Consider the following 21,118-nt stretch of genomic DNA (forward strand, 5'->3'; position numbering starts at 1 on the left):
CTAGGGCGTAGCACGGTTCTCGGGAAGGTCGGCGACGGGTCGGAAGCGGTAATTGGCTCTCTTCCCGTAGCCGGACGTTGGCAGTCGCCGCTCCGGGTCGGACCTCGCCAACGTCGCCTGAGGGCGGAGAGCGGACCTGGCCTTCCGCCTGAAAGTGCCGCTCGGCCGTAGGGCGGCGCGGGCCGGTCAGTGACGCGATCAGCGGCTCGGCGAGAGCGGCAACGGAACCACGGTCGACCTTAGTCCACCGCCTCCGGCTGCGCCGCGGCCGGCGCGGCAGCCCTGCCGTCATCGCTGACGCTCAGCACCGCGCCCTCGAGCTCTTCCGGCGCGGGCGGCTCGTAAATGGCCTCGAGCATTTCGAACATCTCCGGCGTCACCTCCATCACGAAGGTCTCGCCCTTGGCGGTGTTCCGGCTGGCGACGCGGGCACGGCGGACCTCCTGCGGCGCGTCGACAAAGTGCCAGCGCAGCGACAGGCCCTTGGCCTCGGCAATCTGGCGGACGCGATCCCGGTCAGCGCGCCGCATGGCGCCGATGTCGAGCACCACCGGGGCCCCGGCGGCGAGCACGCCCTCGGCGGTGGACCAGATCAGCGCATTGCAGCGGCCGAGACGCTCCAGCATCCACGCGAACTCGATGGGACCCTGGAGGTCGGGGCCGAACAGGCGCGCGCCCCATTCGTCGAGGACGAAGGCGACCGCGCTCTCGCGGCGGGCCAAGGCGTGGGCGTAGGTGGTCTTCCCTGCGGCGCAAGGTCCGAAGATCACGTTGAGCGTGGCTTGCAAGGCGCAACTTCCTCCCTTGAAGCTCGGGAGCAAGGCTTCGGTTCATGCTCCCCCTTGGCGCGTGCAACGGCTAAGCTTGATCTTCGTTCCCCACGCTCAGGCTGGGCAGCGGCCATCCCACCCTTCAATGAAACTCCATGAGCTCGCGCTTGGTCAGCGGGGCCCGACATGGAGATCCACCTACCGACGCCGTTTCATGGTTGCAATCGACCGAACTCATATGGGAGCGCGAAAGGTAGTCGACGTCCGCCATGGGTCGTGAGCCGTTGCTCGGCTCCGATGCGACAAGACGATGTTGGCCAAAGGGCTGGTTCCGCCCTGGCCGGCCCTGGCGCGATTGCACGCGGAGTGAAGCTCTACTGTTGCGAGTTCGGGGCGCGCCGGCGAGGCGGGCGGTCGGTCGATCCCGCCGAAGCTTCGCGTTCCGCTATGGGACCCATTGCGGCATTCGGCGGTCGGCCGGCGCCTCGACCGCTCAGCGTCCGCTGGCGGGATGAGAGTATCCCGGGTCGCTTCCCGGCTAGCGGAAATCGGCTGCATACAGACGGCCGCTCGTTGACGCGTCGCTGGATGATCTGAACCGCTGCAAGCGGAAGCGAGGGCGCCATGGCATTGGATGTTGCTGCAACGGCAGACCGGTTCGAAGCGGTGATCCCCGCGCTGCGCGATGAAGCCGCCGCGGGCGAGGCGGCGCGCAGACTCACCACAAGCGCGCACCGGGCGCTCCTCGGCGCCGGCGTCTTTGACCTCCTCCGCCCCAGGTCTCTTGGCGGTGAAGAAGCCGATCTGCTCTCGATGGTCCGGGCCATCCGGACGCTGGCCAGCGGCGACGGTTCGGCGGGATGGTGCGCCATGCTGTCGGGCGCCTACGCCGCATTCGGCGGGTTGCTGCCCCGCGCCGGCGCGGAGGAGGTGTTCGACAAGCCCGCGACGATCCTCGCGGGTCAGCTCGCGCCCAACGGCCGGGCCCGGCGGGTGGCGGGCGGCTACCGTGTGAGCGGCCGCTGGCCCTTCGGCAGCAACTGCCACCATGCGCGATGGCTGGTCGGCGGCGTCGTTGTCTTCGAGGAGGGGCGGCCGGTCATGGTTCGCGACGGCTTGCCGCTGATCAAGCTGGCGATCTTCCGGAAGTCCGAGGCGACCATTTTCGACACCTGGCGGACGACGGGCCAGCGCGCCACGGGCAGCCATGATTACGGGTGCGAGGACGTCTTCGTCCCGGAGCATCGCACGTTCTGGTTCTCGGACGAGGCCCGCGAGGACGGCCCGCTCTATCGGTTGCCGACGGTCGCCGCGTTCGGCGCCGCCATTGCGGCCGTGAACCTGGGCGTCGCCGACCATGCCCTGGACCTGCTGGCCGAGATCGCGCCATCCAAGAAGCCGGTCATGTCCGCCTTGACGCTGCAGCAGAAGCCCAATGTCCACGACCGCGTCGGCGTGGCGCTGGCCACTCACGAGGCGGGCGCCGCCTATCTCGAGCGGGTGGTTGCCGAGGCCTGGGCGATCGCCGAGGCTGGGCGGCGGCCCACCTTCGCCGAACGGGTTCGTCTGTGGCTGGTGGCGACTCATGCAAGCCAGTGCGCCCTGCAGGCGACGGAGGCCGTCTACACGCTCGCCGGGTCGAACTCAGTCTATGAGGACAATGTGATCGACCGCTGCTTGCGCGACGCCCGGACCGCCGCACAGCACGTCATGACCCAGGTCCTGAACTACGAGATCGCCGGAAAGCAACGTTTGGGGCTTGCCGTGCAGGATTCGACCTGGGCGCTGGACGCCAGACCCGGAGATCCGGCCTGAAGCATGCTTCCAGCCCAAATCCCCCCACACCGTGAAGGTCTCAAGAGGCAATGATGAGGTGGGGCGCAGGGCCGGGCGCCGGGGCTCTGCCGCCGCCGGGGCGGACCTTGCCGGACGTGGGCGCCGCGGCGGCGGGGGCGGGCGCGCTCGCCTTGGCGGCGGCGGCGGCCTCGGCGGCCTCCTTCTCGGCGCGCCTGGCGCCCGCCAGGATCGAGGGCAGGGCGTAGTTGCCCTCGTGGCAGGCGTATTCGTAGATGATCCCCTTCATCGGGTAGAAGTCGTACTCGCCGCCCCAGGGCTGGGCCCAGGTGTCCGGGTCCTCGACGGTGAACTGGTAGTTGATCCGGGTGGGCGAGACGCGGGTCAGCCGCTCGGTCACCTTGAGGTTCTTCCACGAGCCCATCAAGCTTTCCCGCTCGGGGATGTTGGTCGTCTCGATGACCAGCGTGTTGCCCTCGTAGTGGCCGATGGAATCGCCCATCCAGGGCCGCACGCCGTCGGTGCGGTGGGTCCCGTTCAGGCGCACGATGCGGGTGTCGTGGATCAGCTCCACCTGGATCGCCACCGTGTCGCCGGTCTGGATGATGTAGTAGTCGTTGTTGTAGTAGCCGTTGGCCAGCATCGGCGGGCCGGCGTTGCGGCCGAAGCCCATGATGCAGCGCTCGCCGATCGAGCGGGTCTCGTACGAGTCGTAGGAATCGCGGCCGTAGCCGCCGAAGAAGCCGCCGCGCTTGCCGTCCTTGCGCGGCGGGATCTGGCCGTCGGGCGTGGTCAGGATCGAGGTCCGGTACTCGCCGTTCACCTCCATGACGTGGGTGCCGGGATCGATCCAGGCGACGTTGTAGCCGCCCACGTCGCCCCCGGCCGCGGCGAAGTCTGGCCGAAGCTTCAGGAGCTCCGACTTGCTGAACTGGTTCTGCACCGCTTGCGTGCTCTCGTTCGGGTCGGTCGGCTTGTCGGCGTCCTCCAGCGCCTTGGTGAAGACGCCTTCCAGCTGGTGCGCCTCGGCGGCGGTCAGCCGCGGCTTGTCGGTGATGTTGCGGCTGCGGGTGAGCGGGGTCAGCGTGGCGTTGGCCCAATAGCCGGAGAGGTCCGGCTGGCCCCAGGCGTTCTTCGGCGGCGCCCAGCCGGGCTGCGGAATGGTCGGGTCGGCGGCCGTCGCGGCAGGCCTGGCGGCGGGCTTCGCAGCCGGGGCGGCGGCGGCGAGCCCCGTCGTGCAGAGGGCCGTTCCCACGGCCAGGACCATCAGTCGGCGCATCGTAAGCCTCCCCAAGCCTGATCGGCGTTATCCTATCAGCCTCCGGGTCCTCCGGGAACGGCGTCGTGGCCGCGGGCCCGGCGGAAGGATCAAGCGAGCCGGTACTGCCCGTTCGGCCCGGGCTCGCCGTCGGCCTTCAGCCGCCCCTCGCGCACCAGGTGGATCATCGCCGCCAGCATGGAGCGCGACGCCGCCGGCCAGAGCTTGGCGTCGACGTCGGCGTAGAGCCGCGGCACCAATTCGCTGATCGTGGCGGGCCCGGTCTTCAGCGCCCCGAGGATCTGGTCGATCCGCTCCTGCCGGTGCTCCAGGTAGGCGTCGATGAACGCCCCCACGCCGCGGATCGGCGGCCCGTGGGTCGGCCAGAGCGTCGCAAACCCCCGCGCCCGGATCCGCTGCAGGCTCGCCAGGTAGTCGGTCATGTCGCCGTCCGGCGGGGTGATCACCGTCGTCGACCAGCCCATGATGTGGTCGCCGGTGAAGCAGGCGTTCTCCTCGGGCAGGGCGTAGCAGAGGTGGTTGGAGGTATGGCCGGGCGTCGGGATCGCCTCCAGGGTCCAGCCGGGGCCCTTCACCTCGCCGCCGCCGCAGAGGCTGACGTCGGGCCGGAAGCCGAGGTCGTGGCCGGCCTCCATCCGCACCCCGCTGTCGTCCGCCTCGTGCCTGGCGACCGCGCAGCCGTAGATCGGCGCCCCGGTGCGCGCCTTCAGCGGCGCGGCCAGCGGCGAGTGGTCGGCATGGTGGTGGGTGATGACGATCGCCGTCACCCGCTCGCCCTCGAGCGCCCCGAGGATCGCCTCCAGGTGGGCCGGATCGTCGGGGCCGGGGTCGATCACCGCCGCCTCGCCGCGGCCGACGATGTAGGTCCCGGTCCCGAGGTAGGTGAACGGCCCCGGGTTGTTGCAGATCACCCGCCGGATCAGCGGCGAGACCTGGTCGCAGCGGCCGTAGGCGAAGTCCAGCTGGCGGACGTAGGGGATGCCCATCGCGCTCAGCCGCCCAGCGCCGCGGAGAGGTCGTAGCCGGCCTGTCGCCCGAGGGCGACGAGCGCCTGGCGGTCGCGGCCGCCGGCGCGGGCCTCGGCCAGCGCCCAGGTGATGATCGAGCGGGTGCCGGAGCGGCAGAAGGCCAGCACCGGCTTGTCGGCCTCGCTCACCACCCGGGCGGTGGTCGCCACCTGCTCCGGGGTCGGGCCGCCGCGCACCGGGATGTGGAAGTAGGCGAGTCCCGCCTCGCGCGCCGCCTGCTCGATCTCGTGGCCGGTCGGCTGGCCGGGGACCTCGCCGTCCGGGCGGTTGTTGATGATCGTGCGGAAGCCCTGGGCGGCGGCCTGCGCCACGTCGTCGGGCCCGATCTGCGGGCTGACGGAGATGTCGTCGGTGACATGTCGGAAGTCGGTCATGGAACACGCTCGCGGGCGGGGAGGGGAGTTCGTTGACATCATCGGGGGCGGGTGGAAGTTTCGCAACGCCTCGGCCCCGAAAAGGCCTGCCAGCAGGGCCTTGATCCGCGCATGCTCCGCTACATCGGCCGGCGCCTCCTGATCGCGATCCCGACCCTGTTCCTGGTGGTCACCGCCGCCTTCTTCATGATGCGCGCGGCGCCCGGCAGCCCGTTCGACATGGACCGCAAGCTCTCGCCCGCCATCGAGCGCAACATCCGCGAGCGCTACGGGATGAACAAGCCGCTGCCCGAGCAGTACCTTGATTACGTCGGCGGCGTGCTGAAGGGCGACCTCGGCCCCTCGCTGAAATACCAGGACAAGACCGTCCTGCAGATTCTCAAGGAGAACTATCCCGTCAGTCTCAAGCTCGGCCTTTCCGCGATCGTCATCGCGGCCCTGGTGGGGATCAGCCTGGGGGTGATCGCGGCGCTGCGCCAGAACCGGGCCGCCGACCACACGGTCATGACGCTCGCCATCCTCGGCGTCTGCATTCCGACCTTCGTCACCGCGCCCCTTCTGGTGCTGGCGCTCGCCTCCAAGCTGGGCTGGCTGCCGACCGCCGGTTGGAACAACGGCGCGCTGCCCAACCTCGTGCTGCCGGTGACCGTGCTGGCGCTGCCGCAGATCGCGATCATCTCGCGGCTGACCCGCGCCGGCATGATCGAGGTGCTGCGCTCCAATTACGTGCGCACCGCGCGCGCCAAGGGGCTGTCCGAGGGCCGGATCGTCGTCCGGCATGCGCTGCGCGCCGCCCTCCTGCCGCTGGTGAGCTACCTCGGGCCGGCCTGCGCGGGCCTGCTGACCGGCTCGCTGGTGGTGGAGCGCATCTTCAACCTCCCGGGACTCGGCAAGTTCTTCGTCATCTCGGCCCTGCAGCGCGACTACACCGTCGTGATGGGCATGGTGATCCTCTACGCCGGCCTGATCCTGACGCTGAACCTGGCGGCGGATCTGCTCTATGCGGTGCTTGACCCGCGGGTGAGGCTCGGATGATGGGCTCGGTGCTTGCGCCGGGCTCACGCCGCGGCGTCGAGGCCATGGAAGGCGCGGCGGTGCGCGGCCGCAGCCTCTGGGACGACGCCCGGCGCAGGTTGTTCCGCCACCGGGCGGCCGTCGCCGGCATGATCGCCCTCAGCGTGCTGGTGCTGGCCGCCGTGTTCGGCCCGGGGCTGATCCCCTTCAGCTACGACGAGATCAACAAGGCCGACACCTGGGTCGGGCCCCTGCAGCACGGCCATCTGCTGGGGGCCGACGCGCTTGGGCGGGACCTGCTCGCGCGGCTCCTGACCGGACTTCGCGTCTCGCTGGCGATCGGCCTGGTCGCGACCCTCGTCTCGCTGCTGATCGGCGTCGCCTGGGGCGCGGTGGCGGGTTACGTCGGCGGCCGCCTCGACGAGGTGATGATGCGCATGGTCGACGTGCTCTACTCGCTGCCGTTCATCTTCTTCGTGATCCTGCTGATGGTCGCGTTCGGGTCGAACATCCTGCTGATCTTCGTGGCCATCGGGGCCGTGGAGTGGCTGACCATGAGCCGCATCGTCCGCGGCCAGACGCTGGCGCTCAAGCAGAAGGAGTTCGTGGAGGCGGCGCGCGCCGCCGGCCTCGGCCGGGGCGCGATCATCGCCCGCCACATCGTGCCGAACCTCCTGGGGCCGGTGGTGGTCTATGTGACGCTCACGATCCCGGCGGTGATCCTGGCGGAGAGCTTCCTGAGCTTCCTGGGGCTCGGCGTGCAGCCGCCGATGGCTTCGCTCGGCACCCTGATCGCCGGCGGCGCGCAGGACATGGAACTCGCCCCCTGGCTGCTCGTCTTCCCGTCGCTCACCATGGTGGTCACCCTCATGAGCTTCAACTTCATCGGCGACGGGCTGCGCGACGCGATCGATCCCAAGGACCGGTGAGCCGCCGCGCCGGCTCACGAAAATGTCTGTGGGCAAGTTCGCCCAAATTGCAGCGCCTTTGCCATTTGTTAAGGGACGATCCGGGCGATTTCGGGTGTGTTGGGGGCACAAATCGTGCTGGCTTTTCGGCGCCTCTGAGAATTTGTGACCAGAATGCGACAGGTGCCAGTCCTGCAACATGACAGCCACGTAATGTGCGTTGACCCTTCCATGCCAGCGTTCGTTACTCCACCGTAACCGGAGATCGACTCCGACTCCGGGACCGAAGTTTGTTGGGGAGCCGGTTCGCGTGCCGCTCAGGGCCTCGCGGTCGGCCGGAGGATGTAGACCTTGAAAAACACGTCAATTCGGGAGCGCCTGCTGGCGTCTTCAATGATCTGCGGGGCCGCCGTTCTGGGGCTGTCCGCGACCCAGGCTCAGGCCCAGACCGCCAGCGGGGGGGCTCAGGTCTCGGAAATCGTGGTCACCGGCTCGCGCATCCCGCAGCCGAACCTGACCAGCGTCAGCCCGATCACCGCGGTGAACCAGCAGGAGCTGAAGCTGCAGGGCACGACCAACGTCGAGAACCTGCTCAACAACCTGCCGCAGGTGATGGCGGACTTCAGCTCGGGCGTTGCCAACGGCGCGACGGGCACCGCCACCGTGAACCTCCGCGGCCTCGGCAGCGCGCGCACGCTTGTCCTGATCGACGGCCGCCGCCTTATGCCTGGCGACCCGATCGTCCCGTCCCCGGACCTCAACGCGATCCCGGCGGCCCTGGTCCAGCGGGTGGACGTGCTCACCGGCGGCGCCTCGGCCGTCTACGGTTCGGACGCCGTCGCCGGCGTCGTCAACTTCATCATGGACCGGAACTTCGAAGGCTTCCGGGTCGACGGACAGTATGGGGCGTACTGGCACAAGAACAACAACACGCACGCCAGCCAGCTGCTGAAGGATGCGTCGTTCGCCATCCCGTTCCCTGACCAGGACATCTGGGATGGCCAGACCTACGACATCACCGCGGTGTTTGGCGTCAACGCCCCGGACGGCAAGGGCAACATCACCGGTTACGTGGGCTACCGCAACCTGCAGGCCGTCACCGAGAACACTCGCGATTTCTCCACCTGCTCCGTCGCGACCACCTACTTCACGTCGGACAGCACGCTCTACGATGGGCAGGTCTGCGCGGGATCTTCCAACAGCGCGTTCGGCCGGTTCCGTAACGCCAACACCTCGGCCGTATTCGGATCGGACGGCGCCTCGGTGAACCCCGACGGATCACGCTCGTTCGTGCCGTTCAACTCGGCCTTCAGCTTCAACTTTGCGCCGCAGAACTACTTCCAGCGGCCGGATGACCGCTACACGGCGGGCTTCTTCGCCCATTACGAAGTCAACAAGATGGTCGATCTCTACAGCGACTTCATGTTCGCTGACGACCATACGATTGCACAGATCGCGTCTTCCGGCTTCTTCGCCGGCACCGGCTCCAACGGCAACAGCACCGTCGGCATCAACTGCGACAACCCCCTGATGACGGCGGCCCAGGCGCAAATCATCTGCGGCGCCAACGCCGGGACGCCGTTCGTCCAGCAGACCACGCTGGGCTTCCGGTTCACCGGCCTGCCTCGCCAGGACGACCTGCGTCACAGCCAATACCTCATCACGCTGGGGTCCCGAGGGGAGCTTGGCGACGGCTGGAATTACGACGCCTACCTTTCCTACGGCACGTCGATCTTCAATGAGCACTATGAAGGCGACGTCTCGGTGGCGAAAGCGCAGGAGGCCCTGCTCGTCGATCCGACGACCGGCCAATGCCAGGTCGGCGCCTCAACGGGCTGCGTGCCGCTCGACATCTTCAAGTTCGGGGCGCTTTCACCAGCGGCTCTGAGCTTTGTCATCACGCCGGGCTTCAAGAGCGGGCAGACGACGCAGCAGATCGCCTCGGTGTCTGTCACCGGCGACCTCGGCAAGTACGGCTTCAAGTCGCCGATGGCCAACGACGGCATCGGCGTCGCGTTCGGGGCCGACTACGCGCGCAATTCCCTCGACCTGCGCGTCGACCAGGAGTTCCTGTCCGGCGACCTGTCCGGCCAGGGCGGTCCGACCCTGCCCAACAACGGCAGCATCGACGTCTACGAGTTGTTCGGCGAAGCCCGCGTTCCTCTGGTTCAGGACGCGCCCTGGGCGAAGGACCTGAATCTCGAGCTCGGCTATCGCTTCTCCGACTATTCGACCGCGACCAACACGACCCAGGCCTACAAGATCGGCCTGAACTGGGGGATCACCGACGACATCAAGATCCGTGGCGGCTACAACCGCGCGGTTCGGGCGCCGAACGTGACCGAGCTGTTCACGCCGCAGTCCGTCGGCCTGTTCACCGGCAGCGATCCGTGCGCCGGCTCCAACCCGCCGGTCGCCCAGTGCAAGATCAGCGGCGCTACCGCGGCTCAGCTCGCGGCCGGCATCACCCAGTGCCCCTCGGCGCAATGCTCGGCGCTGCAGGGCGGCAACCCGAACCTGCAGGCGGAGAAGGCCGACACCTATACCCTCGGCGTCGTCCTGCGGCCGCATTGGGTTCCGGGCTTCGACATGTCGGTCGACTACTTCAACATCAAGGTGGCGAACCTGATCTCCTCGTTCCCGGCCCTGACGGTGATCAACTGCTTCCGGAACAACGATCCCAGCTCGTGCGCCCTGATCCACCGAGATCCGACCACGGGCTCGATTTTCGGCAACCAGGGATTCGTCATCGCGACCAACGTCAACGCCGGCTTCCTGCGAACCAGCGGCGTCGACATCAACGCCAACTACCACACCAACTTCTCCGATTGGGGTCTTGGCGAGTGGGGCGGCCTGTCGTTCAGCTTCACTGGGACCTGGACCAGGGAGTACGTCACCCAGCCGTTCCAGGGCAGCGGCACCTTCGACTGCGCCGGCCTCTTTGGCGTGGTGTGCTCGGCGAACGCCAACAAGGGTCCGATCCCGAAGTGGCGGCACAAGCTGCGGATGACCTGGACCACGCCGTGGCCGGTCACCCTGTCGGCGGACTGGCGGTACATCTCGGCCGTCAAGTTCGACGTCAACGACCAGAATCCATTCCTCCGCGATGCGTTCGGCCGCAGGGACCTGCCGGACGCCAAGATCCCGGCGGTCGGGTACCTCGATCTTTCGGGCACCTGGAAGGTGCGCGATACGGTCACGCTGCGGGCGGGCATGAACAACGTGTTCGATACCGACCCGAAGATCCTGGACTCCAACGACTTCGCCGCTTCCGGGCCGCCGGCGGGCAACGGGAACACCTATCCCGGCACCTATGACTCGCTCGGCCGGTTCGTGTTTGTCGGCATCACCGCGGACTTCTAGGCCGCGGATCACGGCAGTGAGTGAAGCGGCGGGCTGAAAGGCCCGCCGCTTTCCATTTGGCCGAAGCGTCGGAGACGTGAAGTTCGTCCGCGTCGGCGCCCGTTCGCGGTCAGCAGATTTTGCGGACGCCCTCTATCCGGTAGGCGACAGGTTCGCCGGTGTCGTTGCGTGTGATCACCGCCGGTTGTGCCAGCGAAAAGTATCCGGACAGGATCGAAAGGTGACGCTCCAGGCGCTGCGGAGTCAGGCTCGATCGTTCGAGCTGTCGGTTGATTTCAATCCCCAGAGACAGGGCATTCCCCAGCGCGTTCCACGCCTGCAGTCGCTGCATTTCGCCCCGATACAGGTGCGGGCGAAGGAGGCGCAGGCACTCCGAGATCAAAGGGTCGTCTCCGTGCGCCGCCTGCAGATTCGCGGCCTGCGTCCCGAAGCCCGCGACGTCGCCCGCCAGGACGGCCGCTCGCATGGCCTCTCCCAGGAGCAGCGCCTGGGCCTGCATGCGCGAACGGCTCTTGGCGAGAATGCTGCTGTCGGAATGGTGAGCGACGAGGGACAACGGCGCGCCCCTGGAGAGCACTCGCGCCAGTTCCGGCGCCGCGCGTTCCGGGTCTCCATACTCGTAGCCGAACTGGCTGACCGCGGCTCCGAAGCTCGCGGCGGCAAATGGCAGCTCCTCCATGGCGATCCCCGAGAGGATCGTCATGCCGCGCTCCACATGCGGGATCGTAGCCAGATCAATTCCGACGACCCGTAGCTCCGGCCGCGCAGCGAGCAGCATGCGGCCGACGACACCCGCGCCGCAGCCGAGGTCCAGGACGCGGGTTCGGGGCGGCAGGCGGGAGGCCAGCGAGTTCCAGTGCTCCTCCAGGGGCCTCCACAGAGCCGGCGAAGCGTCCTGCATGCAATGGGCGTTCGCGCCCTGGCTGGTCCAGAACTCCGTCCAGGTCGATGCTGAAGCTTCGGCGTCCAGAAGCAGCTCCCAGCCTTGTGACTGGCGTCCTATGGTCTCGACGGAAAGCCCGCAACACTGATCTTCCGGCGTCCTGTCGCGCGTCCGGCCCCAGGCCGCGGCGGTCGGGCCGCCGCTTTCCATTTGGCCGCGTTGTTCGCTCCCGGGGCCGGTGCTAGGCATCGGCGCGGGCAAGCCGGGTGAGCGATGTTTCTGGAGATCGAGGAGGTCCTGACGCCGGACGAGGTGGCGCAGCTGCGCGCCTTGGCGGAAAGCGCCCGATTCGTGGATGGACGGATTTCCTCGCCGCACTCCACCGTGAAGAACAACCTGCAGATCGACCACGGCGATCAGGCCTACCAGCTCTCGTCCCGGCTGATGGCCGAGGCGCTGATGCGCAACGAGCCCTTCCGCAACTTCGCCTTTCCGGCTCTGCTGGCCCCGCCTCTGTTGGCTCGCTATGAGCCCGGGATGCGCTACGGCCTGCACTCGGACTCGGCCACCATCCAACTCGGACAGCGGCAGCTCCGCTCCGACGTCTCCTGCACGATCTTTCTGAGCGACCTCGAGGACTACGACGGCGGCGCGCTGTCGATCCAACTCGGCGCTCGGCGCGTGGAGTTCAAGCTTCAGCCCGGCGCGGCCGTCATCTATCCGTCCACCACGCTGCACGAAGTCACGCCGGTGACGCGCGGCCGGCGACTCGTCGGCATCACCTTCATCGAGAGCCAGATCCCAGACCCGGCCCTGCGCGATCTGCTCTATGATCTCGACGAGGTGGCGGCGACCGAGGGCCCGCAGATGTCCGATGAGGGCCGAGTGCGGCTGCAGCATGTCCGCACCAACCTTCGGCGTATGTGGAGCCTCTCGAAGTGAGCGAGGTTTCCGGCCCGGCAAGGGCCTCGATCCACGACATCGAAGCGGCGCTCGATGGCCGCGACATGGACCGCGCGATCGCCCTCGCGCAGCGGGCGTACGCGCAGGGCATGCGCCACCCGCTGGTTCTCAACCTCGTCGCCTACAAGCTCGAGCTCGACGACCGGATCGACGAGGCGCTGGGGGTCCTCAACGAGGCGCTGAGGTTCGCGCCCAACGACCCGTTCGTGATCAACTCGATCGGGGTCTGCTATTCCAAGCTCGCCAAGCCCGAGAACGCGCTGGCGGCGTTCGACGCGGCGCTGGCGATCGATCCGAGCCTCGCCCACGCTCACAACGGGCGGGGATTGGCCCTCCTGAGCCTGGGCGACAAGGAAGCCGCCAGGCTGGCGCAGCTCCGCGCCGCCGAACTCGATCCCCAGTTTCCGGAGCCGCTCGGCGCGCTGGCGGCTCTGGCCGCGGAGGACAAGATTTGGGACGAGGCCCGCGATTACGCTGAGCGCGCGCTCCGGCTGGAGGCGAACCAGCCGGCGGCTTCGCTCGCCATGGCCGGCTTCGAACTCAACGCCGGGGATGCCGCCGCGGCGATCGGCCGGATCGACGCCTTGATCGCGACGGGTCGCCTGACGCGGCTGCATCTCGCCAACGCCTTGAACCTGCGGGGCGACGCGAAGGAGGCGCTCGGACGTGCGCCCGAAGCCATGGTCGACTACATCGCGGCCAACCGCGAAAGCCGGCCGTTGCACGTCGCGGCCCTGAACGCCGGTGAACTCGGTCTGGACATGGCCGAGCGGCTCATCGCCTACTTTGAGGCGGCGGATCCCGCGGACTGGCGGCCGATCCCGGACGGCGACGACCTCGGGCGCGAGCGGGGCCACGTTTTCCTCGTGGGTTTCGCCCGTTCGGGAACGACCCTGCTCGAGCAGGTCTTGGCGAGTCACGCCGACATCGTCGCCCTGGAGGAGAAGCAGACCGTCGATCCCGCGATCCTCGAATTCGTGAAGGACAACGCTTCCCTCGACCGGCTGAAGACCCTCGATGAGGCGGGGGCCCGGGAGTGGCGCGAACTCTATTGGAACCGCGTGCGCGAGTTCGGCGTCGAGCCGGCCGGCAAGGTGTTCGTCGACAAGCTGCCGCTGCACACCTTCTATCTGCCCGTGATCGCCAAGCTGTTCCCCAGGGCCAAGATCCTGTTCGCGCTACGCGATCCGCGCGACGTGGTGATCAGCTGCTTCAAGCACCGCTTCCGTCCCAATCCCCTCACGGTCGAACTCGCAGACCTGGAACGCGCGGCCCGCATTTATGCCGCGGCCATGCGGCTCGCGGAGCTCTATCGTGAGAAGCTCACCCTGCCGTTCCACATTCACCAGCACGAGCATCTTGTGGAGGACCTGGACGCGGCGAGCCAGGCGATCTGCGAGTTCATCGGGCTCCCCTGGGACGCCAATATGCGCAACTTCGTCGAGACCGCGAATAAGCGGGAAATCCGCACGCCGAGCGCGGGCCAGGTGCGCCGGGGCCTCTACCGCGACGGCATCGCCCAGTGGAGGAAGTACGGCTCCACGATCGACGTTATCCAACCCATCCTGAGGCCCTGGGCCGAGCAGTTCGGCTATCCCGCCGCTCAAGGGACCGGCTCGCCTTGACGAAGCCCGGCGGCGCCTTCAACGCCTCCACGCGGAGCCTCTGGTTTCCGGCCGATCTCGATGCGGCGCGGCGCAGTCTTCTGTTGGTCGAGACGGACGAGGTGACGCTTGCGGAGCAGCCGTTCCTTGATCGGCGATGGCGCCGGACGGCGCTTGCCGAGCGATGGGCGCCGCTTGAACCCGTCGGCGCAGCGGATGAAGCGCCGGGCCTGGGATTCATTTTCCACACCTCATTCTGCTGCTCGACGCTTATTGCAGCAGCTCTCGACCGCCGCGGTCGCAGCCTGGCCCTGCGCGAGCCCTGGGTGCTCGTCCAGCTCGCCGACGCCTTGCGCGCCGGGCAATGTGAGCCCGGCCAGCCTCTGGAGGGCGCGCCTGGGCTGGTGTTCCGCGCCCTGGCCGGCCTGGCCTCCGCCGGCAAGGTCGTGGTCAAGCCGAGCAATTTCGCCAACCGCGTCGCGCGCGAGGCGGCGCACGGGACGTCGGGCAGGGCGCTTTTGCTCTACTCCGACCAGCCGAGCTTCTTGATCTCCATCGCCAAGGGCGGGGTCCAGCTTGGCCGTTTTGTGCGCAGCCTGTTCGCGACAGTGGCGGCCGACCTCGGCGAGCGGATGCCCTTCACCGGGCGTGACCTCCTCGAGATGGCCGACCTCGAGCTTGCGGCCCTCGTCTGGCGCATGCAGATGGCCGTCGTGAAGCGCGATCTGGCGCGCTACGGTCCGGCGCGCACGGCCTCGCTCGACAGCGAGGCGTTCCTGGCCGACCCCCCGGGCGCGATCGCAGCGCTCGATGGCTTCTTCAACCTGGGCCTCGGGCCGGCCCACGCGCGTGAGGTCGTCGAAGGACCATTGCTGGGTCGCCATGCCAAGACGCCGGAGCTGGCCTTCACCCCGTCCGACCGGCTGTCGCAGGCGGCGGCGGTCCGCGAACGCCTCGGTGGCGACCTCGATCGGCTGGTCGAATGGAGCCACACGGCCTGGCCCGACCTGGACGGTTCGAATTCCATGCCGCCGCCGCTCACTTGGACAGGCGCGACGAGCTAGGCCGGTTCGCCGGGCCGGACCTATTGATCCCGGTGCACCTTGATCGAAGGCTGGCCGTCGACGTTCATCAGATAGCTGTCCAGCGAGCCGCGGCGGATCGCGACCTTGGAGCCGTGCTTGGGCGGTCGGTACAGGTCGCCCGAGATCTGCCGCCATATGGCGCCGCCCTCCAGCCGGAAGGTCCAGTTGCCGTTGATGTCGGCGCTGGCGGATTCGACGACGCCCTCGATGCGGTTCACGTCCTCGGGTCTCAGCGCGCGGGTCAGGAATGACAGGCTGGGCACCGGCAGGCCGAACGCCTCCCGGTGAGCCGCCGCCGCCTGCGCCCGGTCGATGACCACGATCTCCCCCTTCGTCTCGGCTTCGCCCATTTTCGCCGCGGCGGCATCGAAGCAGGCCAGGCGCTGGGCGTTGTCGGCGATGCCGCGGCAGTCGAGCACTGCCTGGAAGGCCGCGGCGCGGGCTTTCGGGTCCGGGTCCTTGGCCTGCGCGGCGCCGGCGACGGCCAGCAGTAAGGGGATGGCCATGCTCAGGCAAGTGGCGGCTTGGCGCATGCTCATCCGCCTAGTGGCGAAATCCGGTCGTGACCCGCTGGCTCTCGCGGATCTGCTCCTGCGTTTCCGCCTTGTCCCGCTCGGCCTCCGCCTTCCGGCGGCAGACTTTCTTCGAGAACATGGAGCCCGTCACTTCCTCGGTCTTGCAGACGAGATCCGGCTTCTTGGGAGCCGCCGCCCGGGCCGACAGGGCGGCAGGGGCCGCGGTGACCGATGCGGCCGCAGGCGTGGACGCGGCCAGAACGGCCATAACCGAAAGCAACATTGGAATCCTCTTGCGAGTCCGCAGGAAGCTAGGCCGGCGTTGACCCAGGTGCAACTCGCCTCAACCCAGCGCTCGGTCCCGGATCCACTGCGAGAGCAGCCATTTTTCGCCAGTCGTGGGCGGCAGGCCCGCATGCAGCGTCCGCCGGTCGGGCGCGCCCGCGGCGTCCACGTTGGAGAACATCAGGGCGTCCCCGGCCGCGCCCTTGTAGCGAATGCTCAGGCGCGGGAAGTCCGTCTCGCCGCCTTCGAACCCGTGGTTGAGATACACGAGAAGCGTCGCGATCCGCTGGCCGCCGCGCTCGATCTCGGCGGCGAAGCCAGGCTCGGCCGGATCGAGGAAATCGAAATGCCGGTCAAACTGCTCGCCTGGCGCATAGTGCAGGACCTGGGCGGGTTCGAGCGCACCCGCGGGCACGGACAGGGCCGCGGCGATACGGGCGCGAATCGCCGCCGTCACGACGTCCATGTCCTCGAAGGCGAAGGAGAACGCGCTGTTGGTGCGGCCGGGCTCAGTCCGGAAGTCGCCGCTCGCCGGTTCGAACACCAGGGCCCGAGAGACGCGGCCACGCGCACGCTCGATCACCCACTGGCAGGCGAGCGGCGCCAGGAAGCTCGTCGAGACCGCGACGCGCGGGTCGGCCGAGATCCGGCTCTTTGGCGGTGAGGCGAGCCACGCTGTCCAATCGATCGCCTGGGCGAGATCGGCGTACGGAGCGTCGCGGCCATCCGCGAGCACCCGCAACTGCCCCGCGGCGGCGGGCGAGCCCGCCTCGGCGGCGAGGCCCAGACGTACCGCGGCGCTCCGCCAGTCCTGCGGCTCGAAGGCGCCAAGGGCTGCGAACATGGCGGTCGTGGCGAGCGCCTCGGCGTCGCCTCGCTCGGCTTGCGCGCGGACGTCGCGGGCTTCCTCAGGCGACATGCGGCGCGTCCTGCGCGAACCGATGCGCCTCGGCGATCGCGGTCGCCGCGGCTGCTTCAAGCCAGGCCAACCCTTTGCGAATTTCGTGGCCGCCGCCCTGGCGGGCCGCCTGGAGCACGCGGCGACGCAGGTCCGGTCCATAAGCCCATTCCGGCGCCTTCGAATAGCGCTCGAGATAGCCCGAGCGGAGCATGGCCTGCACATGGACGGAATCGGGGTCGCGCCGGAGGTGGCGCAGCGCGCGCGAAAGCCCCGCCGCCGGATCGGCGAGGAAGGCGTCGAAATCGAGCCAGAGGACTCGGTCGCCCAGCGCGGCCGCGGCGGCGCGCAGGGCCGTCATCTCGCAGGCCCACGTCATCGCCGCCAGCTCGCCATCCGAAAGGCTCTCGCCGGCCTGCGAAGCCGGGCCGAGCCTGCGTGCGAGTCGCTCCCGGCGCGAGCGCGCGCCAATCCTGAGTTCGCCCAGGGAGTTGTCGCCGCCGAGGATCGTAGCGATGTAGCTCTCGGGCCGGACGTACATGAAGAGGGCTCGCGCGTCGGCCGCCGCCTGCATGAGGCCGGGCGCGATCTCGCCGACCAGGCTGGTGGCCTTGAGGACCACTCGCTGCTCGGGCCGCCACGTTCGGGAATAGAGCGCCAGGAAAACCGCCAGCCTGGCGCGGAACTCCGCGGGCCCCCAGGGCGCCTGGCGGAGCTCCGCCTCGGCGAAGCTGCGCAATGCCTGCGGCTCGCGCAGCGAGAAGACCTGCGGATGACGGCCCAGCAGCCGCGACATCAGGGTCGAGCCGACGTGGCCGATGTGGAAGATGAAGTCCGCAGCGACCCGCAGGCCTCCGGCCGCCTGGGCGAGATCGGAGTAGGGCAGGTGCGCGACGAAGGGGTTGTCGAGCCGCGCGTCCAGGAAGCTCGCGCGCTCGTAGTCCGCGGGCGCGAGCGCGCGCACGTCCACGACCTCCGGCGACACGAAGTCGAGCGGGAAGAGCTCGGGCGAGGCTAAGAGGCGCTCGGGCCAGGGCGGGGCGGTCATCAGGGTCCCGATGTCTTCACCGAGCGTTACGATCCGTCGCGCGGCTTGTCGAGCCAGCTGGCGGATCGCCGCTTTCCGGGACTCGGGGCCTGTCTTAAGCCTCGTTGCCATGCGCGCAGCGTGGACGCGGCGGGGAGCCTTGGCGGGCCTGGCGGCGCTGCCGACGTTGAGGATCGCGAGGGCCCAGACCGGCGGCGTGAAGGTTGCTGTCCCTGCCGCGCCCGATGTGGACAAGGTGCTGGAGACCGCCTTCGATCAGGCGCGGCGCGTGGAGGTTCCGGTCTACCTCGACGGGCGGGGGCCGTACCTCTTCGTCGTCGACACGGGCTCAAACCGGACTGTGGTCTCGGCGGAGGTCGCCAAGACACTCGATCTCCCGCCGGCGGGAACCGCCGAGGTGCACGGCATCCTGAGCGCTGAACCGGCGCCGCTGGTGACGGTGAAGCGGATCCGCGTGAGCGACGTGATCTCGTCGAATCTCAAGGCGCCCGTCGAACCGGCCTCCAGGCTGGGCGCGGACGGCCTGCTCGGCATCGACATGCTGACCGGCCGGCGGATCGCGATCCGGTTCCGCGATCAGACCTTCCAGGTTTCGGGATCAGGCGGGCTGAGCATCGGCGAACAGGTCAACAGCCGGATCCGCTCGCCGCACGCGCCCTTCTCCGTGCCGGCGCGCTACAAGTCAGGCCAGTTGCTGATCGTCGACGCGGTCGCCGCCAACCGCCCGATCACCGCCTTCCTCGATTCCGGCTCGCAGGTCACGGTGGCCAACCTCGCGCTGCGGCAGGCGGCGCTTGCGATCGATCCGACGCTCGAGAGCCGGCTGATCCACTCTGCCCTGGTCAGCGCCACCGGCCAGCGCGCCGAGGCGGAGTTCGGTCCGTTGCCGGGGTTGCGGATCGGCGGACGGGACGTGGAAACCTCACTGGTGGCCTACGCCGACCTGCACGTCTTCGCGCTGTGGGACCTCGAGACCACGCCCAGCATCCTTATCGGCGTGGACGTGCTGCGTCGCTTCGACGAGGTCGCGTTCGACTTCGGGGAGAAGCTCATAACCTTCTGGCCGGCGCGCACGCCGATCCACCCGCCGCCGCCGCCGGGCCCGCACTGAGCGATCAGCGCAGCGGCTGCGGCGCCAGGGCCAGTGCGCCTTGCTCGCGCAGGCGCGCCTCGGCCATCCGGTCCAGGATCGCCTGGGCCCGCGGATCGCCCAGCACCCAGGCGGCGGCGGCCAGGGTCCTCACGGACGTCGCCGACACGCCCAAGAGCTTCTCGATAGCCTCGAACGGCGAGGCCGTGGGGGTCAGGCGTTTCAGCCTGGGCTCGCCGGAGATCTTGGCCAGCGCCTGGGCCTTGGCGACGGCGTCGTAGAAGCCGCCCACCTCATCCACCAGGCCGAGCTGCTTGGCCTGCGCGCCGGTCCAGACGTGGCCCCTGGCGATCTGGCGCACCCGGTCGGGTGAGAGCTTGCGGCCCTGCGCGACCCTGGCGACGAAGTTGTCGTAGATGCGGTCCATCCAGTGCGAGATCGCCGCGCGCTGCTCGGGCGTGAATTCCTGCCCCAGACCGAACGCCCCGGCGTAGGAGCCCCCGACGCCGAGCTGCCGCACGTCGATCCCGAACCTGGCGAGCGCCGGGCCCACGGCGAACTTGCCGCCGAACACCCCGATCGAGCCGGTGAGCGTCGAGGGCTCGGCGACGATGGCGGAGGCCTGCGAGGCGACCCAGTAGCCTCCGGACGCGCCGTAGGTCCCCATCGAGACGACCACGGGCTTGCCGGCCGCCTTCGCCGCGCGCACCGCGTCCAGGATCTGTTCCGAGGCGGTGTCCGATCCGCCCGGCGAGTTCAGGCGAAAGACGATCGCCTTGACGTCCTTCTCGCGGATCGCCTCGTAGAAGGCGTCCGACAGGTCGTCCGAATAGATCGAGGAACCGCCGGAGAGCGGATTGGCCGCCCCGTCATGGCCGGTGACGATCGCGCCCTCGCCCTCGATGATCGCGATCGCCGGGCCGGTCCCGCGGTCGCGATGGCGGCCGCGCGCGAAGTCGTCGAAGTCCACCATCTCGGCGCCCGACCCGGCGCGGCGCAGCAGGGCGTTCTCCGCCTCGTGCTCCTGGCCGACGCGGTCCACGAGATGCAGCCGCTGGGCGTCCTCGGCGAGGTAGGGGCCGGCCTCCAACGTCCGCTTCAGCGCCGCCGGATCGAGCTTGCGGTCGGCGGCGGCGGCGGCGATGTCGCTGCCGTAGACCGAGCCCATCCACGACAGCTCGGCCTCGCGGTGCGCTGGCGTGTAGTCGTCATAGAGGTAGGCGTTGACGGCGTTCTTGTACTCGTAGCGCTGCTGGTAGTCGGCCTTGACGCCGTACTTGTCGAACGCCCGCTTGAAGAACAGGTCCTCGTTGGCGAAGCCGGTCACCTGGAATGAGGCGCCGGGCTGAATCCAGAACTGGTCGGCCGCCGCGCCCAGCATGTAGGTCGTGGTGACCGGGCCGCCGGCGTAGAGGCCCTGGCTGTGGGCGAAGACCGGCTTGCCCGAGGCGCGGAAGTGGCGGATGGCCAGCCGCAGCTCGTCGGCCAGGCCCGGCTCCAGGCCCTGCTCCGGCAGGCGGATGAACAGGCCCTTGACCCGGTCGTCGGTCTCGGCGCGCCGCAAGGCCTCGATGATCGACATGGCCGATTCCGAGCGGCGGCCGAAGCCCGCCAGCGGGCTCTGCGGACTCTGGTCGGTGAGCGGATCGCGCAGGTCCAGCTCGAGCACTGCGCGGGCAGGCATGGCCGGCGGGCCGGCGGCGCCGGCCGCGATCATCACCAGGACGAACGGCACCCCGATCAGGAAGATCATGAGCCCTGCGAACACGCCGGCGGCGGTGATCAGGAACTGCTTCATCGGATGAACTCGCCGTCCCGCGGAGGCCCGGGATTCGGCGTCCGCCAGGGGGGCTGTCGCATACTATCGATGCGGCGGAAAGGTGGGTGTTTTCGGGGTAAAGCCTGGCCGCGGGCGATGATGGTCGGAGTGGCAGGATTTGAACCTGCGACCCCCGCGTCCCGAACACGGTGCTCTACCAGACTGAGCTACACTCCGACTTGGGAGCGGGCCTTATAGGGGACCATCCGAACCGCGGCAAGCGCGCCCAAGGGGCCCGTTGCATACCCCCAAGGCGTGCGCTATGTCGGCGCCTCCGCGGCGGGGGCGAGCCCGCCTGACGCCGTTCCTGCTGGGGGATGGTGTAATGGTAACACAGCGGTTTTTGGTACCGTTATTCTAGGTTCGAGTCCTAGTCCCCCAGCCAGTCCCGCCGACTT

The 21,118-nt window shown here is 68.9% G+C and carries 18 protein-coding genes and 2 tRNA genes; 9 read left to right on the forward strand and 11 right to left on the reverse strand.

Annotated features, from left to right (window positions below; translation table 11 throughout):
- Positions 1-239 precede the first annotated feature (239 nt).
- The gene (locus Q0W60_RS13060) at positions 240-788 is read right to left on the reverse strand and encodes an ATP-binding protein (protein ID WP_297696274.1); all 549 of its coding nucleotides are present in this window, start codon (positions 786-788) and stop codon (positions 240-242) included.
- Between the two features lie 795 nt (positions 789-1,583).
- Here Q0W60_RS13060 and Q0W60_RS13065 point away from each other — a divergent pair.
- A complete protein-coding gene (locus tag Q0W60_RS13065) occupies positions 1,584-2,585 on the forward strand; it encodes a hypothetical protein (protein WP_297696276.1) in 1,002 nt (333 codons plus the stop codon).
- Positions 2,586-2,625: 40 nt separating this feature from the next.
- On the opposite strand, the gene Q0W60_RS13070 is transcribed toward Q0W60_RS13065, so the two are convergent.
- From Q0W60_RS13070 to Q0W60_RS13080, 3 genes are all read right to left on the reverse strand, one after another.
- Positions 2,626-3,843 (reverse strand): hypothetical protein, encoded by a 1,218-nt coding sequence (locus tag Q0W60_RS13070; protein ID WP_297696278.1) that lies wholly within the window; start codon positions 3,841-3,843, stop codon positions 2,626-2,628.
- A gap of 89 nt (positions 3,844-3,932) precedes the next feature.
- Complete coding sequence (locus tag Q0W60_RS13075; RefSeq protein ID WP_297696280.1) at positions 3,933-4,829, reverse strand: MBL fold metallo-hydrolase; 897 nt, start codon at positions 4,827-4,829, stop codon at positions 3,933-3,935.
- A gap of 5 nt (positions 4,830-4,834) precedes the next feature.
- A complete protein-coding gene (locus tag Q0W60_RS13080) occupies positions 4,835-5,245 on the reverse strand; it encodes a TIGR01244 family sulfur transferase (protein ID WP_297696282.1) in 411 nt (136 codons plus the stop codon).
- Between the two features lie 111 nt (positions 5,246-5,356).
- Between Q0W60_RS13080 and Q0W60_RS13085 the strand changes: the two genes are divergently transcribed.
- The 3 genes from Q0W60_RS13085 to Q0W60_RS13095 all read left to right on the forward strand — a co-directional run bounded on the left by Q0W60_RS13085 (position 5,357) and on the right by Q0W60_RS13095 (position 10,530).
- A complete protein-coding gene (locus Q0W60_RS13085) occupies positions 5,357-6,280 on the forward strand; it encodes an ABC transporter permease subunit (protein WP_297696284.1) in 924 nt (307 codons plus the stop codon).
- Positions 6,277-7,188: an ABC transporter permease subunit gene (locus Q0W60_RS13090; protein WP_297696285.1), complete on the forward strand. Its 912-nt coding sequence runs from the start codon at positions 6,277-6,279 to the stop codon at positions 7,186-7,188. The genes Q0W60_RS13085 and Q0W60_RS13090 overlap by 4 nt, the downstream gene beginning before the upstream one ends.
- Positions 7,189-7,518: 330 nt before the next feature.
- Complete coding sequence (locus Q0W60_RS13095; RefSeq protein WP_297696287.1) at positions 7,519-10,530, forward strand: TonB-dependent receptor; 3,012 nt, start codon at positions 7,519-7,521, stop codon at positions 10,528-10,530.
- A 109-nt stretch (positions 10,531-10,639) separates the two neighbouring features.
- Here the strand turns inward: Q0W60_RS13095 and Q0W60_RS13100 are convergent, their stop codons facing one another.
- A complete protein-coding gene (locus Q0W60_RS13100) occupies positions 10,640-11,623 on the reverse strand; it encodes a class I SAM-dependent methyltransferase (protein ID WP_297696289.1) in 984 nt (327 codons plus the stop codon).
- Positions 11,624-11,686: 63 nt separating this feature from the next.
- Here Q0W60_RS13100 and Q0W60_RS13105 point away from each other — a divergent pair, with 63 nt between their 5' ends.
- From Q0W60_RS13105 to Q0W60_RS13115, 3 genes are read left to right on the forward strand one after another with little or no spacing between them, the layout of a single operon-like run.
- Positions 11,687-12,355, forward strand: coding sequence for a Fe2+-dependent dioxygenase (locus Q0W60_RS13105; protein WP_297696291.1), 669 nt, complete (start codon positions 11,687-11,689; stop codon positions 12,353-12,355).
- A complete protein-coding gene (locus tag Q0W60_RS13110) occupies positions 12,352-14,001 on the forward strand; it encodes a sulfotransferase (protein ID WP_297696293.1) in 1,650 nt (549 codons plus the stop codon). The genes Q0W60_RS13105 and Q0W60_RS13110 overlap by 4 nt, the downstream gene beginning before the upstream one ends.
- Positions 13,998-15,044 (forward strand): hypothetical protein, encoded by a 1,047-nt coding sequence (locus Q0W60_RS13115; protein WP_297696295.1) that lies wholly within the window; start codon positions 13,998-14,000, stop codon positions 15,042-15,044. The genes Q0W60_RS13110 and Q0W60_RS13115 overlap by 4 nt, the downstream gene beginning before the upstream one ends.
- 20 nt (positions 15,045-15,064) lie before the next feature.
- On the opposite strand, the gene Q0W60_RS13120 is transcribed toward Q0W60_RS13115, so the two are convergent.
- Genes Q0W60_RS13120 through Q0W60_RS13135 form a run of 4 tightly spaced genes read right to left on the reverse strand, consistent with a single transcriptional unit; the run spans position 15,065 to position 17,811 of the window.
- On the reverse strand, positions 15,065-15,598 hold the full coding sequence (locus Q0W60_RS13120; protein ID WP_297696297.1) for a hypothetical protein: 534 nt from the start codon (positions 15,596-15,598) through the stop codon (positions 15,065-15,067).
- A gap of 10 nt (positions 15,599-15,608) precedes the next feature.
- Positions 15,609-15,863: a hypothetical protein gene (locus Q0W60_RS13125; RefSeq protein ID WP_297696299.1), complete on the reverse strand. Its 255-nt coding sequence runs from the start codon at positions 15,861-15,863 to the stop codon at positions 15,609-15,611.
- 60 nt (positions 15,864-15,923) lie between these two features.
- A complete protein-coding gene (locus tag Q0W60_RS13130; RefSeq protein ID WP_297696301.1) occupies positions 15,924-16,784 on the reverse strand; it encodes a 2OG-Fe(II) oxygenase in 861 nt (286 codons plus the stop codon).
- Entirely contained in the window at positions 16,774-17,811 is a 1,038-nt protein-coding gene (locus tag Q0W60_RS13135) for a hypothetical protein (RefSeq protein WP_297696303.1), read from the reverse strand. The genes Q0W60_RS13130 and Q0W60_RS13135 overlap by 11 nt, the downstream gene beginning before the upstream one ends.
- 109 nt (positions 17,812-17,920) lie before the next feature.
- Here Q0W60_RS13135 and Q0W60_RS13140 point away from each other — a divergent pair, with 109 nt between their 5' ends.
- Complete coding sequence (locus tag Q0W60_RS13140; RefSeq protein ID WP_297696305.1) at positions 17,921-18,922, forward strand: retropepsin-like aspartic protease; 1,002 nt, start codon at positions 17,921-17,923, stop codon at positions 18,920-18,922.
- Between the two features lie 4 nt (positions 18,923-18,926).
- Here Q0W60_RS13140 and sppA read toward each other — a convergent pair whose 3' ends face one another.
- The gene (sppA, locus tag Q0W60_RS13145; protein WP_297696307.1) at positions 18,927-20,699 is read right to left on the reverse strand and encodes a signal peptide peptidase SppA; all 1,773 of its coding nucleotides are present in this window, start codon (positions 20,697-20,699) and stop codon (positions 18,927-18,929) included.
- A 121-nt stretch (positions 20,700-20,820) separates the two neighbouring features.
- Positions 20,821-20,897: transfer RNA gene (locus Q0W60_RS13150), tRNA-Pro, on the reverse strand.
- Positions 20,898-21,031: 134 nt separating this feature from the next.
- On the opposite strand from Q0W60_RS13150, the gene Q0W60_RS13155 reads away from it, so the two are divergent.
- Positions 21,032-21,105: transfer RNA gene (locus tag Q0W60_RS13155), tRNA-Gln, on the forward strand.
- Positions 21,106-21,118 lie beyond the last annotated feature (13 nt).

Source organism: Phenylobacterium sp., from assembly GCF_025934275.1.
Lineage (GTDB): Bacteria > Pseudomonadota > Alphaproteobacteria > Caulobacterales > Caulobacteraceae > Phenylobacterium.